General features: G+C 48.6%; 19 protein-coding genes. 8 read left to right on the forward strand and 11 right to left on the reverse strand.

Annotation, left to right across the window (positions count from 1 at the left end; all coding sequences use genetic code 11):
* The first annotated feature begins 7 nt into the window (after positions 1 to 7).
* Positions 8 to 1,672 (forward strand): FAD-dependent oxidoreductase, encoded by a 1,665-nt coding sequence (locus tag AC0VYQ_RS07450; RefSeq protein WP_475404663.1) that lies wholly within the window; start codon positions 8 to 10, stop codon positions 1,670 to 1,672.
* A 507-nt stretch (positions 1,673 to 2,179) separates the two neighbouring features.
* Here the strand turns inward: AC0VYQ_RS07450 and AC0VYQ_RS07455 are convergent.
* The 3 genes from AC0VYQ_RS07455 to AC0VYQ_RS07465 form a co-directional block, all read right to left on the reverse strand.
* On the reverse strand, positions 2,180 to 2,827 hold the full coding sequence (locus tag AC0VYQ_RS07455) for a hypothetical protein (RefSeq protein ID WP_475404664.1): 648 nt from the start codon (positions 2,825 to 2,827) through the stop codon (positions 2,180 to 2,182).
* Between the two features lie 33 nt (positions 2,828 to 2,860).
* Entirely contained in the window at positions 2,861 to 4,222 is a 1,362-nt protein-coding gene (locus AC0VYQ_RS07460; RefSeq protein WP_475404665.1) for an alkaline phosphatase, read from the reverse strand.
* Positions 4,223 to 4,430: 208 nt separating this feature from the next.
* Positions 4,431 to 4,967 carry an N-acetyltransferase family protein gene (locus tag AC0VYQ_RS07465; RefSeq protein WP_475404666.1) on the reverse strand — a complete coding sequence of 179 codons (537 nt, stop codon included), beginning with the start codon at positions 4,965 to 4,967 and terminating at the stop codon, positions 4,431 to 4,433.
* A gap of 152 nt (positions 4,968 to 5,119) precedes the next feature.
* Between AC0VYQ_RS07465 and AC0VYQ_RS07470 the strand changes: the two genes are divergently transcribed.
* Entirely contained in the window at positions 5,120 to 5,536 is a 417-nt protein-coding gene (locus AC0VYQ_RS07470) for a GNAT family N-acetyltransferase (protein ID WP_475404667.1), read from the forward strand.
* Positions 5,537 to 5,548: 12 nt separating this feature from the next.
* Here the strand turns inward: AC0VYQ_RS07470 and AC0VYQ_RS07475 are convergent, their stop codons facing one another.
* Together AC0VYQ_RS07475 and AC0VYQ_RS07480 are read right to left on the reverse strand one after the other, a co-directional pair.
* Positions 5,549 to 6,025 (reverse strand): hypothetical protein, encoded by a 477-nt coding sequence (locus AC0VYQ_RS07475; protein WP_475404668.1) that lies wholly within the window; start codon positions 6,023 to 6,025, stop codon positions 5,549 to 5,551.
* Complete coding sequence (locus AC0VYQ_RS07480; protein ID WP_159172542.1) at positions 6,022 to 6,231, reverse strand: helix-turn-helix transcriptional regulator; 210 nt, start codon at positions 6,229 to 6,231, stop codon at positions 6,022 to 6,024. The genes AC0VYQ_RS07475 and AC0VYQ_RS07480 overlap by 4 nt, the downstream gene beginning before the upstream one ends.
* A 196-nt stretch (positions 6,232 to 6,427) precedes the next feature.
* Between AC0VYQ_RS07480 and AC0VYQ_RS07485 the strand changes: the two genes are divergently transcribed.
* Complete coding sequence (locus tag AC0VYQ_RS07485) at positions 6,428 to 6,607, forward strand: hypothetical protein (RefSeq protein WP_475404669.1); 180 nt, start codon at positions 6,428 to 6,430, stop codon at positions 6,605 to 6,607.
* 50 nt (positions 6,608 to 6,657) lie between these two features.
* Here the strand turns inward: AC0VYQ_RS07485 and AC0VYQ_RS07490 are convergent, their stop codons facing one another.
* On the reverse strand, positions 6,658 to 7,845 hold the full coding sequence (locus AC0VYQ_RS07490; protein ID WP_475404670.1) for an MFS transporter: 1,188 nt from the start codon (positions 7,843 to 7,845) through the stop codon (positions 6,658 to 6,660).
* A gap of 30 nt (positions 7,846 to 7,875) precedes the next feature.
* The gene (locus AC0VYQ_RS07495; protein WP_475404671.1) at positions 7,876 to 8,463 is read right to left on the reverse strand and encodes a TetR/AcrR family transcriptional regulator; all 588 of its coding nucleotides are present in this window, start codon (positions 8,461 to 8,463) and stop codon (positions 7,876 to 7,878) included.
* Positions 8,464 to 8,653: 190 nt separating this feature from the next.
* Between AC0VYQ_RS07495 and AC0VYQ_RS07500 the strand changes: the two genes are divergently transcribed.
* The 3 genes from AC0VYQ_RS07500 to AC0VYQ_RS07510 all read left to right on the forward strand — a co-directional run bounded on the left by AC0VYQ_RS07500 (position 8,654) and on the right by AC0VYQ_RS07510 (position 10,176).
* A complete protein-coding gene (locus AC0VYQ_RS07500; protein WP_475404672.1) occupies positions 8,654 to 8,866 on the forward strand; it encodes a hypothetical protein in 213 nt (70 codons plus the stop codon).
* Between the two features lie 20 nt (positions 8,867 to 8,886).
* The gene (locus AC0VYQ_RS07505; RefSeq protein WP_475404673.1) at positions 8,887 to 9,012 is read left to right on the forward strand and encodes a hypothetical protein; all 126 of its coding nucleotides are present in this window, start codon (positions 8,887 to 8,889) and stop codon (positions 9,010 to 9,012) included.
* A gap of 75 nt (positions 9,013 to 9,087) precedes the next feature.
* Positions 9,088 to 10,176, forward strand: coding sequence for a flavin monoamine oxidase family protein (locus AC0VYQ_RS07510; RefSeq protein ID WP_475404674.1), 1,089 nt, complete (start codon positions 9,088 to 9,090; stop codon positions 10,174 to 10,176).
* Positions 10,177 to 10,229: 53 nt separating this feature from the next.
* Here AC0VYQ_RS07510 and AC0VYQ_RS07515 read toward each other — a convergent pair whose 3' ends face one another.
* Positions 10,230 to 11,474: an MFS transporter gene (locus tag AC0VYQ_RS07515; RefSeq protein WP_475404746.1), complete on the reverse strand. Its 1,245-nt coding sequence runs from the start codon at positions 11,472 to 11,474 to the stop codon at positions 10,230 to 10,232.
* Positions 11,475 to 11,557: 83 nt separating this feature from the next.
* Positions 11,558 to 12,187 carry an ArsR/SmtB family transcription factor gene (locus AC0VYQ_RS07520; RefSeq protein ID WP_475404675.1) on the reverse strand — a complete coding sequence of 210 codons (630 nt, stop codon included), beginning with the start codon at positions 12,185 to 12,187 and terminating at the stop codon, positions 11,558 to 11,560.
* A 223-nt stretch (positions 12,188 to 12,410) separates the two neighbouring features.
* Between AC0VYQ_RS07520 and AC0VYQ_RS07525 the strand changes: the two genes are divergently transcribed.
* Positions 12,411 to 13,613, forward strand: a complete 1,203-nt coding sequence (locus tag AC0VYQ_RS07525) for a cation:proton antiporter (RefSeq protein WP_475404676.1) — start codon at positions 12,411 to 12,413, stop codon at positions 13,611 to 13,613.
* Between the two features lie 195 nt (positions 13,614 to 13,808).
* Here AC0VYQ_RS07525 and AC0VYQ_RS07530 read toward each other — a convergent pair whose 3' ends face one another.
* Both AC0VYQ_RS07530 and AC0VYQ_RS07535 read right to left on the reverse strand, forming a co-directional pair.
* Positions 13,809 to 14,255, reverse strand: coding sequence for a hypothetical protein (locus AC0VYQ_RS07530; RefSeq protein WP_475404677.1), 447 nt, complete (start codon positions 14,253 to 14,255; stop codon positions 13,809 to 13,811).
* Between the two features lie 13 nt (positions 14,256 to 14,268).
* The gene (locus AC0VYQ_RS07535; protein WP_214851301.1) at positions 14,269 to 14,979 is read right to left on the reverse strand and encodes a GntR family transcriptional regulator; all 711 of its coding nucleotides are present in this window, start codon (positions 14,977 to 14,979) and stop codon (positions 14,269 to 14,271) included.
* Between the two features lie 165 nt (positions 14,980 to 15,144).
* Here AC0VYQ_RS07535 and AC0VYQ_RS07540 point away from each other — a divergent pair, with 165 nt between their 5' ends.
* Positions 15,145 to 17,040, forward strand: coding sequence for a beta-glucoside-specific PTS transporter subunit IIABC (locus AC0VYQ_RS07540; protein ID WP_475404678.1), 1,896 nt, complete (start codon positions 15,145 to 15,147; stop codon positions 17,038 to 17,040).
* Positions 17,041 to 17,046 lie beyond the last annotated feature (6 nt).

Raw genomic sequence — 17,046 nt, forward strand, 5'->3', positions numbered from 1 at the left:
ATTATTCATGAAACTACTCATCATCGGTTCAGTTGCTGCCGGAACATCGGTCGGCGCGAAAGCCCGTCGGAACGACGAATCATTACAAATTACGATTTACGACCGCGATCAAAACATCTCGTACTCGGGTTGCGGGATTCCGTACTTCGTCGGTGGCGAGATTGAAGACATCGATACCTTGACACCACGGGACGCGGCGTTCTTTAAAAAACGCTACAACATCGACGTCAAGACCCAACATGAAGTCGAATCAATCAATCATCAGACGAAGACGGCGACCATCTTAAATGGCGTAACGGGTGAACGCTTCGAGGATACGTACGATACGCTGGTCCTCGCGACAGGGGCCTCAAGCATCATTCCGCCATTTCCCGGTGTTGATGCACCAAACGTCTTTTCCGTCCGGAACGTCCAGAACGCCGGTGCGATCCGTACGTACATCGAGCAACACGATCCGAAGACGGTCACGATTGTCGGTGGTGGATTCATCGGACTTGAGATGGCGGAACAATTGACGTATCGCGGCATTGCCGTCACGCTCGTCGAACGGCTGCCGCAAGTCATGCCGCCGCTTGATTTTGATATGGCATCGCGTGTCGGTGATCATCTTGAAAGTAAAGGGGTCCGGCTGTTGTTAAATGAATCCGTCACGGCATTGACGGGCGAAGGCGAAGTCACGCAAGTCGAACTCGCGAGCGGAAAATCGATTGCGACGGATTTCGTCATCCTCTCGGTCGGCGTCAAACCGAACACGGAACTGGCGACGCAAATCGGCGTCACACTCGGTCAGACGGGGGCGATTGCCGTCAATCCGCAAATGCAGACGAACGTGAAAGATGTCTACGCCGTCGGAGACGTCGCAGAGAGCTTTTCCGTCATTACGGGAGAAGCAATCTATCGGCCGCTCGGTTCAACAGCGAACAAGATGGGTCGGATTGCCGGGATGGTCATCACCGGGGAAGAGGCGGCACATCGCGGCATTCTCGGGACGGGGATTTTCAAGGCATTCGATTTGACGGTCGCCCAAACCGGCTTGACGGAAAAAGAAGCCCTTGCCGCCGGATTCGATATTGAGATTTTACACAACATTAAACCGGACCGTCCCGAGTATATGGGCGGAAAGGACATGGTCATCAAAGCGATTGCTGACCGAAAAACAGGACGGGTCCTCGGGGCACAAATCGTTGGACCGCAAGGCGTCGACAAACGGATTGATGTCCTCGCGACGGCAATCACGTTCAAGGCGAAAGCGGAAGACTTATTCCACCTCGATCTTGCCTATGCCCCGCCGTTCTCGACGACAAAAGATCCCGTCCTCTACACGGGGATGGCACTTGATAATGCGATTAAGAAGACGGCCCGCTTAGTGACGCCGGAAACATTGGTCGAGCAAACAGCGACGGAAGAATCGATTCAAATCATCGATACGCGGTCGAAAAAACAGTTCGAGAAGAATCATGTCGACGGCGCGGTTCATATCCCGCTCGGCGAACTGCGGACGCGGGCTGCGGAACTCGACCCATCCATCCCGACGGTCGTCTATTGTAATAAAGGCGTCACCGGCAATGCAGCGCAAAACGTGCTCAAGAATCTCGGGTTTACGGATGTCTGTAACTTGTCCGGTGGAAATACGAACTATCAGCACCTGAAGCATTGTTTTTCTAAGAAATAAGCGCAAAAATCGCATAAACAGGAACCACGCTCCGTCTGACGGAATGTGGTTCTTTCAGCGTGCAGACAAACTATTATGAAGCGTGAACATGCGATAACGAGAGGCAATCCGTTCGCGCTTCCTTGTCTCGCCTCGTCTTCAAAGCGGCAATCTTCCGCGCCGCTACAGCAAAGCTGCGGGGTCGCGACCGATTGCTTTTCGCTTTAAAAGCGATTCGAGCAGAATCGCGGCGCACTAAACCGCCTGCATGCCCGGCTTTCCGTCATGGTATTCCCTAAAAAGCGTCACGTTTCGTTGACTTCTACGGGAAAAAGTGCGTTTTTAACGCACGTTCAGAGGCAGGCAAGACCCTGTTCGTTGTCCGTTAGGACCAAGGAGCAACGGCTTGCGCCTCGCCCGAGGAAAGCAACGAAAACAGACGCGCGATCTCCCGATAGCACTTTGTCTACAGTCTGCAAGAACCACGCTCCGCTAGTCGGAACGTGGTTCTTTGTCTTGTCTATTGATTTAATCGTGTAGCGTCACTGTGAAAGGCTGACCTTTTTTAATGACCTGCTGCTGCGCATCAAGGACGTCACTCGTCAAAAACTCCAGTTTTTCAACGGGACGTTCCGTGATGAAACCAAGGTTGCCGCTGCGCTGTTCCGATGGATCATATGTCCCGGCCAATGCTTCGAGGTACAGGTCATCATCAATTGTTTTTTCTGTCGATTGATTGATTTTTACATGAGCAACCGGATTGAACGTGACCGGTTGCGTACTCGTATTCGTAATCGTGACGCGGGTCTTCACCATGTCGAACGCTTCTTCATGGGTGAAGCCGTGAAAGAAATCAATCATCGCGTAACTCGGACGGGTCTGAATAACTTTTACTTCCTCGATCGTCATCTCAATCGGTCCAATCGAGTGAGTTTGTTTGACGGACTGGATCTGTTGTAACGTCAATTCACCTTTATCGTCACGAACCGTCTGATTCCGTTTCGTCAACATCCGGTCGTCCGGCAATTGCGGGTTCGGCACATAGACGTCCGCCTTTTCAAGTGCGACGGAGGTATGTGTGACGGGTGGTGCCGGCACGGCTTGTTGATCAGCTGAAGAATCGCTACATCCGGCGAGGATGGTTCCAAGCGTGATCGAGAGCAGGAGTCGCTTCATGATGGACCTCCTTATTTATTCTTTTTCAAGAGATCAAAATTTATTCTTTTTCAAGAGATCAAAAATGATTTTGGCGTGATCCGTATTGTCGACTTGTCCGGCAAACCGGTCTTTAGCCGGTCCATAGGCATAGACGGGAACGTCTTCTCCCGTATGTCCGCCCGTCGTCCAACCCGTGTGCGACCGTTGATTGAAGATTTCTTCAATCGCGTTATCGACGTCTGTCACGTTCTTAGAGGCAGCAGCTCGTTCGACCGAAGTGAATTCCTCTTCCGTCAAAGCCAATTTTTGTTGATCGATGTACGTCATCAAGGTCTTGCGGACATCGGCGCCGGAAACGATTTTTTCAGCCATGAAGTCGGGTGTTTTCTTTGCTGCTTTAATCGGCTCGGCGAACCAGTTATAAATCCCGTCTGCCCCGATTGAATAGCCACCCGTCGAATGATCGGCCGTCGCGACGACGAGCGTATGCTTGTCCTTTTTCGCAAAGGCGATTGCCGCTTTAAACGCCCGTTCGAAATCTTCCATTTCACTCATCGCGCCGACGATGTCGTTATCATGTCCGGCCCAGTCGATTTGACTCCCTTCGACCATCAGGAAGAAGCCTTTTTTGTTCGTATCGAGTCGTTTAATCGCCGCATTCGTCATTTGCTCCAATGAGGGAACGGTATTTTCGCGGTCGATCCGTTTTGCTAAACCGCCATCGGCAAACAGACCGAGGACTTGTTTGTTGCGGTCGGCATTTAATTCGTCAAGATCCGTCACGTATCCGTAACCGTCTTTTTTGAATGCTTTCGTCAAATCGACATCCGGACGGACGAAGTTGGATTTACCGCCGCCGAGTAAAACATCGATCTTATGTTTCCCGTTAATCCGTTCCTTAAAGTAATCATCTGCGATCGCGTTCATGTTTTTCCGATTTTCGTCATGAGCGCCGAACGAAGCCGGTGTCGCATGGGTAATTTCTGACGTCGCGACGAGTCCCGTTGATTTACCGCGTTCTTTCGCCGCTTCAAGGACGGTCTTGACTTCAGACTTATCGTTGTCGACGGCAATCGCTGCGTTATAGGTCTTGACGCCGGAAGACATCGCGGTTGCAGCCGAGGCAGAGTCAGTAATGTTTTGTGCCGGATCTTCCGGATAGGTCATTTGCTGACCGACGAGGTACTGGTCGAAGGCTGTTTTTTCGGCGACGGTCGTCGTCGGATCATTTTTTAAGTAGCGGTGTGCCGACGTATAGGAAACACCCATCCCGTCACCGATTAAAAAGATGACGTTGCGGATTTCCGGCGTCTTCTTGTATTTGCTTTTGGCATCGGCATCCGGTGTCGATACCATCGTGCCGAGCGATAAGGTCGATAGGGCAAGGATCGGGACAAGTCGTTTCAGTTTCATGATAATTCCTCCTTGGTCATTTAAAGTAAAGTATGTATTGCCTACATTCATCATCCTACTGAAAGAATATGAACGGAATATGAGAAAATTGTAAACAATTATGAAGAAGTAATGACAAGGAGCTAAGAAAAAGAAGTTAGTATGTCTTACGAAACAAATTACGAAAAAACTAGTCAGCGAAGCCGCCGGCTAGTTAGTGTGAAGCGTGTTAAACGAGGAGTAAGCCCATCAAAATCGTATCATAATACAAGCCGTCCGTAAGCAGTCGGTCGTGCTTGAGTCGTCCTTCGACTTGAAACCCGGTTGTCTGATACAAACGAACGGCCCCTTGATTCGTCTCGACGACGGTCAATTGAATCTTTTGCAGTTCGACCGTCCGTGCCCAGTCAAGTGTCGTCTGTAAGAGAGCCCGCCCGATGCCTTGCCCCCAAAAGTCACGGACGACCCCGACGCCGAAGTCGGCTTTATGTGCGAACCGACGCAAGGGGAAACCGACACAGCGGGCATAACCGACGAGTTGTCGATCCACTTCAGCGACGAGCAGGGAGTGGGGAATACCGGTCTCATGCTGAATCAATTGCAGAAATCCCTTTTCATCAAGTACGTCTTCGCCCGGGAATCGGTCAAAGTGGTCCGTTTCTGCATCGAGTCTTGCGCGCAGTAAAGCAAGCTGTCGTGCATCCGTAGGATCTGCCGGACGAATCGTGTACGTTACAGATTGAATGTTCGCGTCAATTGGATCCATCATCTTCGCCTCCAAACTAGTAGAATCAAAATCGCTCCCCTTAAGGATGCCATAAATAATTTAAAAATGTAAAGTATTTCCATTAAGAGAAACAAAGATTGTCTAGATTGACACATGATAGACTAGAAATAGATTGGAAAGGATGGATGGAGATGGAGATAATTCAAAACGGTTCAACGGAGGACCGTGAATACATACGCGAACAATTAATCAGGTTCAACAAAACAAAAGTTCCGTCGTCGATTCAACATGAGACAGAACAAATTTGTTTTCTTTTAAAGGAAGATGGCGAGATTAAAGGCGGATTGACAGGAGAATACGGCTGGAACCACGTTCACGTCTCCTTCTTATGGCTCGACGAGTCCGTCAAAGGCGGCGGATACGGCAGCAAATTATTGAGTATGGTCGAAGCCTATGCCAAAGAACGTGCCTGCAGCAAAGTCATCCTCGACACGTTCAGTTTTCAGGCACCCGGCTTCTATGAAAAAAACGGGTACGTCGAATACGGTCGCTTGGACGATCATCCGGTCGAAGGGATGACGCAATACTTCTACAAAAAATTACTTTAAATGAGTTGATCCTTATTTCTTATAGTAGTAGATCCAGGCTGACATATAGGACAGTGTACCGACTGACAAAACAGCCGCCAGTGCATAAAACGGGAAAGTGGGGAAACGAGCGCTGAAATAAGGATAGGCTAAGAAGGATACCATGACGACGGGAATCGAGACTAAAAATGAGACGTAAGCAATTCGGGTCGCCTGACCTGTAATGAAGCGCTCACGTTCATCGTTATCGGAAAACTCTGATGTTGTTGTCGACCAGCGTGAAAAACCAAGCGTTTTATTCGTCCGTGAAAAATAACCGAGACTGGTCAATAAGATCAGCAACAAAACAATCGGTAAGATGATCGACAGGTCGAGACTCAAGTTGAAGCCTGTTCCTTTAAGCGGATCGTCCTGAAAAACAACAAGCTGACGGGCGATGGAGCTGAGTAAGACAGCAGCTAAGACATACAACAGGACATTAGCGATTGATTGAATGATGACACGTTTCATGGTGATTCCTCCTCCAGATAAAAGATGTCTTCGATTGGTCGGTCAAAAACTTTGGCGATTTGCATCGCCAGTAACAATGACGGAGTATAGCTTCCTTTTTCGAGTGAAATGACGGTCTGGCGCGTGACACCGATCAAGTCAGCGAATTGTTCTTGCGTCCAGTCCGTTTGGCGCCGTAATGCTTTGACGCGATTCGAGAGTTTCATCGGGACACTCCTTTCTTCGATGATTTGATTGTATAGTTTGTTTTACATTTTGTAAAGCGGACTATACTTTTTATTTTTTCGTCTCATTTATCGAAAATTCGTGGAGTCTGACTAAAACAGAATAGTCTGACAGCTTTCGGGTAATATGTACTTTATCACTTCGACGGCATCGGGACAGAAAAAGGGGGGAAATTAAATGTTGCCTGAATGTATTCCGGATCAAAGGGAGCTCTCACGCCGCATGCGCATCGTCAAAACGTTACGGAAGCTCGGAAAAACGGATGAAGCCATTGCAAAATCATTATATGTCCCGGTCGAGTGGGTCAGATCAGTCGAAGATAATTTATCGAATACTAGTTATCAGCAATCATCTTAATGCATGAAAAAGAAGCGTCCCCCTTAGTTCAGGGGGACACTTCTTCATGTTCACGATGACAGTTTCGTTGCGCCCGAGTCGACCGACAGTTTCGGTTGACGCCAAAAGAACGTTAAGATGATGCCGACCGTCAGGACGATCGTCGCGAAATAAAACGGGTAGTTGAGGTTGACATCAAACAGGAGTCCACCCGCAATCGGTCCGAGGATGTTCCCGACACTCGTAAACATCGAGTTCATTCCGCCGACGAAACCTTGTTCATCGCCGGCGATCTTCGACAGATAGGTCGTGACGGCAGGACGCATCAAGTCGAATCCGACGAAGACGACCATCGTCACAAGGATGATTGCGAGGTAACTCGTCACGTACGTCATGACGAGGACGAGGGCGGTCGAGACGATTAAGCTGTAACGGATCAGGCGAATCTCACCAAACCATCGCGTCAAGCGGTCGAACAGGCCGACCTGGACGACGACACCGACAATCGCTCCGAGGGAAATCGCGAGGGCGATGTCCTTCGCCGTGAAGCCGAACTTCCGGTCGACGAACAGGGCGAACAGCGATTCGAACGAGGCGAGGCCGAATGACGAAATCAACAGGACCAAAAAAGCGACGAAATAGAGGGGTGAAAAGATTTTTGAGAAGCCGTTCGCTTGTTTGACAGTCGGCGCATCGGCATAATGACGTTCCGGTTCACGTAACGTGAAGACGGACAAAATCATCGCAATCATCCCGAACGTCGCGGCAAAGAAAAACGGAACCCGTGTCCCGATGTCAGCGAGAAATCCGCCGATTCCCGGTCCGATGATGAAGCCGGTCGAAATGGCGGCCGACATATAGCCGAGCGCCTTCGGACGCGTCTCGTTCGTCGTGATGTCGGCGATGAACGCCGTCACGGCCGGCATGATGAAGGCGGCACTGACTCCCCCTAGGATGCGCGAAGCGAACAGGACTTCGACCGTCTGTCCGAGACCGAATAGTAGTTCCGACATGCTGAAGATGAACAGGCCGATGATGATCATCGGCTTGCGTCCATACTTGTCGACGGCACGTCCGGCAAGCGGCGAGAGAATCAGTTGGGCAAAGGCGAACGCCGACACCATATAGCCGACCGTCGAGCCGGAGATGTTCAATTCATTCATGATCGTCGGGGTGACGGGAATGACGAGTCCGATCCCTAAAAAGGCGATGAACAGATTGAGTAAAAGTGTACCTAAAATGAGTTTGTTGTTTTGCATGATTTGAACCTCAGTTTCTGATTTGACTTCTTAACGGACGAGTCCGCGCCAAAAAATCGGCCAGACGGCAGTGAGTCGTTGTTGATAGGCATCAATCCCGTTATAGACGAGTTCCGTCATCGTCCCTTCCGCAACCGTCAAGTAGGCGAGTGCGCCGCTCGTATAGTCTTCGGAGTAGAGAATCTGCTCCGTCCGGTCGCGTTCGCGGAACAAGCGTGCTAGATGACGATGGATCGAATCGAAAAACGGATTGATCAACGCCGTCACTTCATGCTCCAGTTTGACGGGCGGGAAGTACGCGATGCGAAGGATGAACTTCATTTGGTCGTTTTGGTTGCTTTCCTCGATGAACCAGTCGAAAAATCCTTTTAGCGATGCTTCGAGCGGCAACTGCCGTGTCTCGACGAAGTAGGACGCGAGGTGTTTTTTTTGTTCACCGAGCGCGTACGCCATCGTCTTCAAAAAGAGATCGTCTTTTCCGGAATAGTGGGCATAGATGGATGGTTTCTTGATACCGACTTCCTGGGCGATGTCGTTTAAGGAGGCCCCTTCGTAGCCGTGACTCGCGAAGTGGCGCAAAGCGGTCGGGATTAATTGTGCAGCTTTCAATTTATTCACCTTCCTAACGGTCGTTAGTTTATAAAGACACTCTAGCATCTGGATTGCTGCTTGAACAGGAAAATGCCTTAAAGAATGACTTGAGTAAAATTAAGGGAGTTGCAATAATGGATATTATTGGAGATTGATTTTGAAGAGACATCTGAAGTGATGGATGTCATGTTAACCGAGTGAGTAGGAGGCTATTCGTATGAAAAAAAGAATACTATCTACCATCTTCACCGTTCTTTTTTTAGCTGGAACGTATTACGGGATGATGTCCCTGTTGTTTAAAGAAGATTCATCTGTCAGTTCGTTCCCAATTCCGCGTTTTGCGACGGAGCGAACCGCTACGGACGGTCAACACTACGCGATGCAACTTGCTTCAGAAACAGATGGACCGGGACTCCTGTATGCAGCTTGAAGCATGACGGCTGGAAAAAAGTGAATCAAGAAGGAGCGGAAGCGCTCTATCAAAAAGGCGAGACATTCGTTTCACTGACGACGTTCGACGAGGAAGTGTCTGTTAAACCAATTCATTTCGTCGAGTTCGAGCGTTTGGAGGATTGAGTCGGAACAAGGTACACTTGCTACAGTAAGTAAGAACAGGAGCAATTGATCTGTCCGTAGCAAAGGAGAATCAAGATGACACAATCCATCGCAATTATCGGAGCAGGCGTCAGCGGGCTCTATACAGCATCGCTTTTACAGCAGATGGGGCAAGCAGTCACCGTCTATGAAGCACGGGACCGGATCGGCGGACGTATTTTAAGCGTGGCGGGTACGCATGGAGATGAGGCAGACCGCTTTGACCTCGGACCGACATGGTACTGGCCGGATACGGAAACGGTCATCACGGATCTTATCACCGAACTCGGTCTGACAGCATTCGCCCAACACACGACAGGCGCGATGGTACTCGAACGGCAAGCAGGAGCCATCGAACATCATCTGCTGGCACCGGACAGGATCGTCCCGTCGAAGCGGTTAGCGGGAGGAATGGAAGCACTCGTGACAGCGATTGCAGCAGAACTCCCGGCGGCATCACTGCGCTTACAGACACGCGTCACGAAACTTGAGCGGACGGGACAGCAAGTAATCGTTACGTCAATCAAAGACGGGCGGACGACTTCAGAAACGTATGACAGTGTCGTGGTTGCCCTTCCACCCCGACTTGTCGAGCGAGTCGCAATCGAACCGCCGTTTTCCGAGACGACTCGGGAGAAACTGCAAACGACCCCGACCTGGATGGCCGGACAAGCAAAAGCACTTGTCGTCTATGACACGCCGTTTTGGCGCGAAGCAGGGCAGTCCGGGTTCGGGATGAGCTGGGTCGGTGCCTTGCAGGAGATTCATGATGCATCACCGCAGAATGGCCCCGGTGCCTTGTTCGGTTTCCTGCGGTTGACGGCAGAAGAGCGTCAGTCGCTTGGCGCAGCAACGGTCAAAGCCCGTATACTCGACCAACTGATCACGATGTACGGCGAAGCAGCCCGTCATCCGCGGGAAGTGTTCTATTATGACTGGGCACAAGACCCCGATACGGCAACGCCTGCAGATAGCCGTCCGTTAACAGAATTTCCGCAGTATGGACCCATCGCAGTCGACGCGAACTGGCAAGGACGGCTTTATCTTGCCGGGACGGAAACGGATAGTGCGTTTGGTGGCCATATCGAAGGCGCGCTCCGGTCGGCGAAGCGGGTCGTCGCCGAATGGACGATGCGGCATGGGTGATTTGTGACACGCACAATGTTTATCATGAACGTCCTCGATGATCGGGGGCGTCTTTAACTGATTTTAAAAGTCGAAGCAGTCATTTGTTCTACCTGTGGTAACTTTCGGAGATCGGGATGGAAGAACCAAACACATGCAATAAACGAAATACCGAGTCCGGCGAACATGAAAATGAAGTGGGGTTCGACAAAGGTCGCTACATACCCACCTAGTAATGAACCGATCGGCATCGCGGCAATTCCTAAGCTATACGCGACTGAATTTACGCGCCCGAGTAATTGGTTCGGGATGATGGTTTGCGTAACACCGGCAAACAAAACATTTACGGCACCGATTGGAATCCAGGCGATACCGAATAAAATCGGTGTAGCCAGTGGACTTGAGAGCCACCCGGCAAATACCCAGCAGATGGATCCGACTAAAAAGCAAACGCTTGTGGCGATGCCGACGCGCAGTTTTCCGAGGGTCGAACCGAGGAGTGCACCGAGCAACGAACCCGCTGACATAGCGGCTAACAGAATACCGTATGTTTGTACACCGCCGATTTGATCCGCGAAGACAGGAAGGACGGCGACCGTCATCCCAATCGCAAAATTTGCGACAGACGAACCAATCAGAAAGACCCAAAGTAATGACGTGAAGACGACAGCGAAGCCGTCTTTTAAATCATCGATATAGTCTATGAAGGTGAGTTTTAAGGAGTGTTGCGTTTTTGGAGCTGGTATTTTTACAAAATCCATGTTGAGGAATGAAAAAAACATCGCGGCGAGCGCAAATGTCACTGAATCGACTAAAAACATCGTGACGGCACCAAAGAAGGCGATTGCTAATCCTGCCAATGAATTGAAGACAAGATCAACGCCTTGATAAGCAAATGCAAAAAGTGAATTTCCTTGCAGCAGTTCTTTTTCTTTTAGAAACAAGGGGAGGGCTTTAGTTTGCGTCGGATAGGCAAACTCTTCGACGCAGGCGAGTAGTGGCATGACGGATAAAATTAAAGTGATGCTTAAAAAATCGAGCAGGTAAGCGAGTGGAATGATCAAAATCAAAATCGACTGCACGACTTGGGTGACGATTAACGTCGTTTTGATTCTCCAGCGGTCGACCAGCGGACCCGCAAGAAATTGCAGGGCTTTTGGTGATAAAATCAGAAACCCGGCGAGCCCTGTATAAAATGCACTCTGTCCAATGTCATGGACAAGCCACATCGCGGCGATGTAATAAAGACTGTCTCCGATATTCGTCACGAGTCGGCCGGACAGTAAAAATATGAAATTACGGTTTTTCAAAAGTTCAATCATGCGTAAAACCTCCAGTTTATTTATTATTTTGACCGGTCAATTTAATTTGACAATGACGGGTAAAGAAAAAGGCTATACGTTCAAGCCTTGTTTTCTTCATCCTCATGTTCAATCGTTTCCATGATGAGTTCATCCACTTCAAACGCCATCGTAGAAAAGAAATAAAGTTTTTGAGCAGTTTCTTCACTTGGTTCTTTTGAGAGGTGCCTAAGCTCCTCCATCAATTCAAAATATTTTTTCATCCAATCGTTAAACTGTTCCTCCGTCGCAGAGATTTGCCACATTGAACCGACATGATTCCAGTCAGCAGGCGATTCACTGGCTCGTTGAGGGGTAAATGCATGCTCGGGCGCAGATAAAATAACTTGCTTTGTTTTTTCGGCCATCTGAAAAAGCAATTGCCGATTGGATTCATTGACGTCTTCCATATGCGGCAAGAGCTCAAGTGATGGTGTGAACCCCCGTGCCACCGATTGATAAAACTTTTGGATGATTCCGCCTTTTTCTTCCGTTTTGACTAACGTGATCAAGTGATTCTTTTCGAGCTCTTTTAAATGGTAATGTACTTTAGGACGCGATAAGTTAAGTTTTTCAGACAACATTTGACCCGTGAGTGGTTTTTCGATCAACCGCATCATGATTTCAGCTCGGATCGGAACACTCAGCGCCTTTAATTGGCTTAAAGTGGTTAGCGTTAAAATGGATTTCATGAGAAGACTCCTTTTTATTTGACCGGTCTAATTTATTTGACAATAGAATAACATAGATTTACTTTTAACAGTTAATGTTTTTTGCAAAGTATTACATTCTCTTGGATGAGGTATTACCTGACAGATTGGAAAATCGAGTGAAGGATTTGTTTTAACTAATTATTGAAAAGGTATAAGGGCACATAGAATATTTTAGTGCGACATGTAAGGAAAGGGTGACTGTATGACGTATCAAATTTTGATTCTACTACTTATCGGCTACGTAATTTACACAATCGATTTAAAACAAAAAATGATTCCTGTTCCGATGGTGCTCGTCGTGATTGGACTGGGTCTTTCATTTATCCCCTATTTTTCTTCGCTTCATCTATCAAAGGAAATCGTATTTGAAGTGTTTTTGCCAGCGCTCCTGTTTACGGCAGCGTATCAGTTTCCGATTAAACAGTTGAAAAATAATTGGGGTATCATTACGGCGTTCAGCACGATTGGGTTGATTGTGACGGCCTTATTGCTCGGTGTCTCAATTTACTGGATCTCGAATCTGTTCATTTCACTTTCGCTGACGGCTTCGCTGCTCCTTGCCGCCATCTTGATTCCGACCGATCCGGTCTCGGTAACGTCCATCATCAAAAAAAGTACAGGGGACGAACAAGTTGCCGATATCGTGGAAGGAGAATCGATGGTCAATGACGGGACGAGTATCGTTTTGTTTACGATTTTATTATCGATGTTTCAAACGGGGGAACGTTTTAATTTCACGACCTTCATCGAACAATTTATGCTTGTTTCGTTTGGCGGAATTCTGATCGGTTTACTGCTCGGATGGATTTTAAGTAAAATCATTCACTTGACGAAGCAAAAAGAATATCAAGTGATGTTGAGTATCGTCATGTCGTACGGTGGATTTTATCTTGCGGAAGCGCTTGGTGTCTCAGGTGTTCTCACCACCGTCATTTTGGGGATTTTCTTGTCTTACGAAATCGAAAAAGCGGATGAGGAGAAGGGAATTAAAGCATCATTGGATGGAGTTTGGAACATCATCAAACCAACATTTTTATCGATTTTATTCTTACTGATTGGGATTCAAGCAGCTGGATACTTAGTTTTTTCACAATGGGGACTGGCGTTGATCATTTTTGGTCTCACCTTGTTGGCACGGTTCATCATGGTCGGTGGCTTCATTTATGCCGTACCGCCCTGGAAAGGTGAATTTCATGACGACTTTTCGACGATTTCAATCATTACGGCAGCGGGGATTAAAGGTTCGATGTCTGTCGCGTTGTTACTGTGGCTCGAAAAAACGGTGTCAGCGCAATATGATGTGTTGATTTCCTTATCGTTTGCTGTCATCGTCCTGTCGTTGATTGTCCAAAGTATCGGTATTTATCCGCTGACCATATTCTTGAGTAAGCGGCATAAACGATGATTAAATAGAAAATCAAAAAGCAGACACTGTCCAAAAAGTACTTGGATCGTGTCTGCTTTTTTGCGTTTACAGATACAACCCGTTCGCCTGAACATTGCAAGTGTTCATAAAGACAAGAAAAACGGATGGTCTCAAGCTGTTACAAATCGGAAATCATCAAATCTGCAATCATGTAGTTTTCTCTAACATGACCAGTCATTCAGACGAATACAACAACCGATCCGTCTTGACATCATAAATCCGGTAAGAAATCTCAAATTCATGATCTTTTGTCGTTGTAACGTGACAGGTATACGGGACATCCGGTCCGTACGCACCGAGGTCTGCCCGATCCAAGAAACTGAAATAGTCGCCTGTTTCATCGTAATAAAGATCAATCGTCCGCGGGCTAGATTGATCATCGTATTCCACCGTACACATTCCTTTAATTGTCGCATAGTCATGAGAAACGACATACTTGAGACTCGGAGCCGTATACCAAATTAGTCCCACACCGAATAAGCACAGTAAAACGAGTCGGAAAAACAGGGAAAATTCGATTCCGTTGTCCTCACGGAGCCAGAAATATAACAATACACTCAGCACCATACAGATGATACCGCCTGCGAGAATCGAGTAATAAAAAAGCACTTCTTCATTCATGTGCGAAGTCCCCTCATAAATACAACCCGTTCGCCTGAACGACGAATTGCGAGTGTTCGTAATGATAGGTGATGACGGAATAATCGAACGGTCGACCGTTCGTCAAGTGGAAAATTGTCTCGACCGTCAATGCCGGATCACCGGCTTCAAGTTCCAAATGTTCCGCGATTGTCTCCGGCAATTTGCCGACGTGCATGTACATGTCGGAAAAGCCGATGTTCAGTCCGAGGGCCGTCTCAAGATACTCGAAAATCGATTGTTCGACGATTTCCCGGTTTAAGTAAGGCACGATCGCTTGCCGGTAATAGGATTCTTCAAGGCACATGATGTTACCGTCGATGTAGCGGATCCGTTTCACGAAATAGACCATGTCGCCTGGTGTAGTACCGAGATTTTCGGCAATCGTTTCCGGGCACGGGATCAACTCAAACGACAACACGTTCGACTGGATGTCATGTGCGACCAGATTTTGTTTGAAGCCTTGCGTCGAAAACAGTTCGATGTAGCCTTTCCGGTTTGTCTTCCGGACAAAAATCCCGCTGCCCCGGACTTGAAAGATGATCCCTTTTCGCTCCAGCAATTCGAGCGCTTTCGTCATCGTCGTCTTACTGACTTCAAATTGGCGGATCAGTTGATCGAGGACTGGTAATTTATCGCCTTGCTGTAACGCATGTCGTTCGATATAGGCTTCGATTTCCGTCGCCGTTTGTTGATATTTCAGCATGGTTCACCCTCATTTACGTAAAAATTGTTATACCACAACTATATCATAATGAAAGGTTGATACTTGCGAACATGTCTTTTTAAATTAAATATGTATTGATTAATTGTACATGTACAATTACAATAAGAGTGCATGAAAGGGTTATCATAAAAAGGAGGTTCTTACATGAGTAAAGTGCGGGATTATGAAAAACTTGCCCGATCGATCTTAGATGCGGTCGGAGGGGAAGACAATATCATCAGTGCAGCGCGGTGTGCGACGCGGTTACGGCTCGTCTTGAAGCGGTCGGACACAGCGGCAAAGGAACAAGTGGCAGCACTGCCAGGCGTCATCACGGTCGTCGAATCCGGTGGTCAGTTCCAGGTCGTCATCGGACAGCATGTCGGTGATGTCTATGAAGCTTTTTCGAAACTGGTTCAGCTCGATGATACGGCTGAAGACGCACAAGCGAATAAAGGTACCATCTTGAACCGGATCATCGCGACGATGTCAGCCGTCTTCGCTCCGTTTGTCTATATCCTGGCCGCGGCGGGAATTCTGCAAGGTGCACTCATCCTGATTTCTTTACTGTTTAAGGACTTCGCAAAAACGGGAACCTATGAAGTGTTCAGCTTTATCTCATGGGCACCGTTTACGTTTTTACCGATTTTCATCGCCATCACGGCAGCGAATCATTTTAAAGTCAATCCCTTCATCGCCGTCGCCTGTAGCGCGGCACTCGTCAGTCCTTCGTGGGCTGACATGGCAGCACGTGTTGTCGCCGGTGAGTCGATTTCCTTCATCGGCATCGCGTTATCCGGTACGACCTATACGTCATCGGTCTTGCCACCGTTGTTTCTCGTCTGGATCTTATCGTATCTGGAACGGTTCCTGAACCGGACGATCAATGATGTCATCAAACCGCTGTTCGCCCCGTTCTTCAGTATGGTCATCATGGTCCCGCTGACGATTCTCGTCATTGGTCCGATTACGACACTCGGAGCAGAAGGGATTGCCAACGGGTATAACTACCTCGCCGATCACGCACCGGCACTCGCCGGACTTTTGATTGGCGGTTTTTGGCAAGTCATCGTCATCTTCGGTGTCCACTGGGGTGTCACGCCGATGGTCCTTGCGAATTTCGAACAGTATGGACGGGACTCGTTCCAAGCGTATCAGACGATCGCCGTCATCGCTCAGGTCGGTGCCGTCCTAGGAGTCATCTTAAAAACACGCAACCAGGAAACAAAGAAAGTCGGTGTCTCGGCCGGTCTGACGGGTATTTTCGGGATCACGGAGCCGGCGATTTACGGGGTGACGTTACGGTTTAAGAAACCGTTCATCTACGGATGTATCTCGGGCGCGGTCGGAGCCGTCGTCGCTAGTTTCTTTAAACCGTATTATTTTGCCTATGCCGGTCTACCGGGACCATTAACACTCGTCAACGGCATCAGTTCCGATTATCCGTCGTCAATCATCGGTCTCTTGATTGGCGCCGCAATCGCCCTCGTCTTACCGGTCGTCTTGATCCAGGTGCTCGGGTTTGGTGAAGAAACGGTGGCGGCAACTCCAGCAGGACAAGCAGTACCGGCTGTCCATGAACAAGAAGTCAGTGCGACACTGACGAACGAAGAAACGATTGTATCGCCGTTGTCAGGTCAAGTCGTCCGTCTGACGGACGTCCCGGACGAAGTGTTTGCCTCCGGAGCGATGGGTGACGGATTTGCGATTGTACCGACCGTACCGCAGGTCGATGCGCCGTTTAACGGAACGGTCGTCATGGTCGCCCCGACGAAACATGCGATTGGACTCCGTTCGACGACGGGAGTCGAAATCTTAATCCATGTCGGACTGGAGACCGTCAATTTGGGTGGGACACCGTTTAACGTCCTCGTTGCTGAAGGCGATACCGTCGAAGTCGGACAACGGTTGCTCGAGTTTGACATGACGATGATTGAAGCACGTGGACTCAAAACGATTACACCGGTCATCGTCACCAATGCGTCTGCTTATGCCAAACTGATCATCGAACAGACTGAAACGATTGCGGCGAACGAACCGATCGTGACAGTCGTTAAATAAAAGGAG

The organism is Exiguobacterium sp. QJM3NY_9 (assembly GCF_056173545.1).

Bases quoted from the DNA above. Each gene is read 5' to 3' on its own strand.
- AC0VYQ_RS07450 (WP_475404663.1), top strand. From the start codon at position 8: ATGAAACTACTCATCATCGGTTCAGTTGCTGCCGGAACATCGGTCGGC.
- AC0VYQ_RS07455 (WP_475404664.1), bottom strand. From the start codon at position 2,827: ATGAAGCGACTCCTGCTCTCGATCACGCTTGGAACCATCCTCGCCGGA.
- AC0VYQ_RS07460 (WP_475404665.1), bottom strand. From the start codon at position 4,222: ATGAAACTGAAACGACTTGTCCCGATCCTTGCCCTATCGACCTTATCG.
- AC0VYQ_RS07465 (WP_475404666.1), bottom strand. From the start codon at position 4,967: ATGGATCCAATTGACGCGAACATTCAATCTGTAACGTACACGATTCGT.
- AC0VYQ_RS07470 (WP_475404667.1), top strand. From the start codon at position 5,120: ATGGAGATAATTCAAAACGGTTCAACGGAGGACCGTGAATACATACGC.
- AC0VYQ_RS07475 (WP_475404668.1), bottom strand. From the start codon at position 6,025: ATGAAACGTGTCATCATTCAATCAATCGCTAATGTCCTGTTGTATGTC.
- AC0VYQ_RS07480 (WP_159172542.1), bottom strand. From the start codon at position 6,231: ATGAAACTCTCGAATCGCGTCAAAGCATTACGGCGCCAAACGGACTGG.
- AC0VYQ_RS07485 (WP_475404669.1), top strand. From the start codon at position 6,428: ATGTTGCCTGAATGTATTCCGGATCAAAGGGAGCTCTCACGCCGCATG.
- AC0VYQ_RS07490 (WP_475404670.1), bottom strand. From the start codon at position 7,845: ATGCAAAACAACAAACTCATTTTAGGTACACTTTTACTCAATCTGTTC.
- AC0VYQ_RS07500 (WP_475404672.1), top strand. From the start codon at position 8,654: ATGAAAAAAAGAATACTATCTACCATCTTCACCGTTCTTTTTTTAGCT.
- AC0VYQ_RS07510 (WP_475404674.1), top strand. From the start codon at position 9,088: ATGACACAATCCATCGCAATTATCGGAGCAGGCGTCAGCGGGCTCTAT.
- AC0VYQ_RS07520 (WP_475404675.1), bottom strand. From the start codon at position 12,187: ATGAAATCCATTTTAACGCTAACCACTTTAAGCCAATTAAAGGCGCTG.
- AC0VYQ_RS07525 (WP_475404676.1), top strand. From the start codon at position 12,411: ATGACGTATCAAATTTTGATTCTACTACTTATCGGCTACGTAATTTAC.
- AC0VYQ_RS07530 (WP_475404677.1), bottom strand. From the start codon at position 14,255: ATGAATGAAGAAGTGCTTTTTTATTACTCGATTCTCGCAGGCGGTATC.
- AC0VYQ_RS07535 (WP_214851301.1), bottom strand. From the start codon at position 14,979: ATGCTGAAATATCAACAAACGGCGACGGAAATCGAAGCCTATATCGAA.
- AC0VYQ_RS07540 (WP_475404678.1), top strand. From the start codon at position 15,145: ATGAGTAAAGTGCGGGATTATGAAAAACTTGCCCGATCGATCTTAGAT.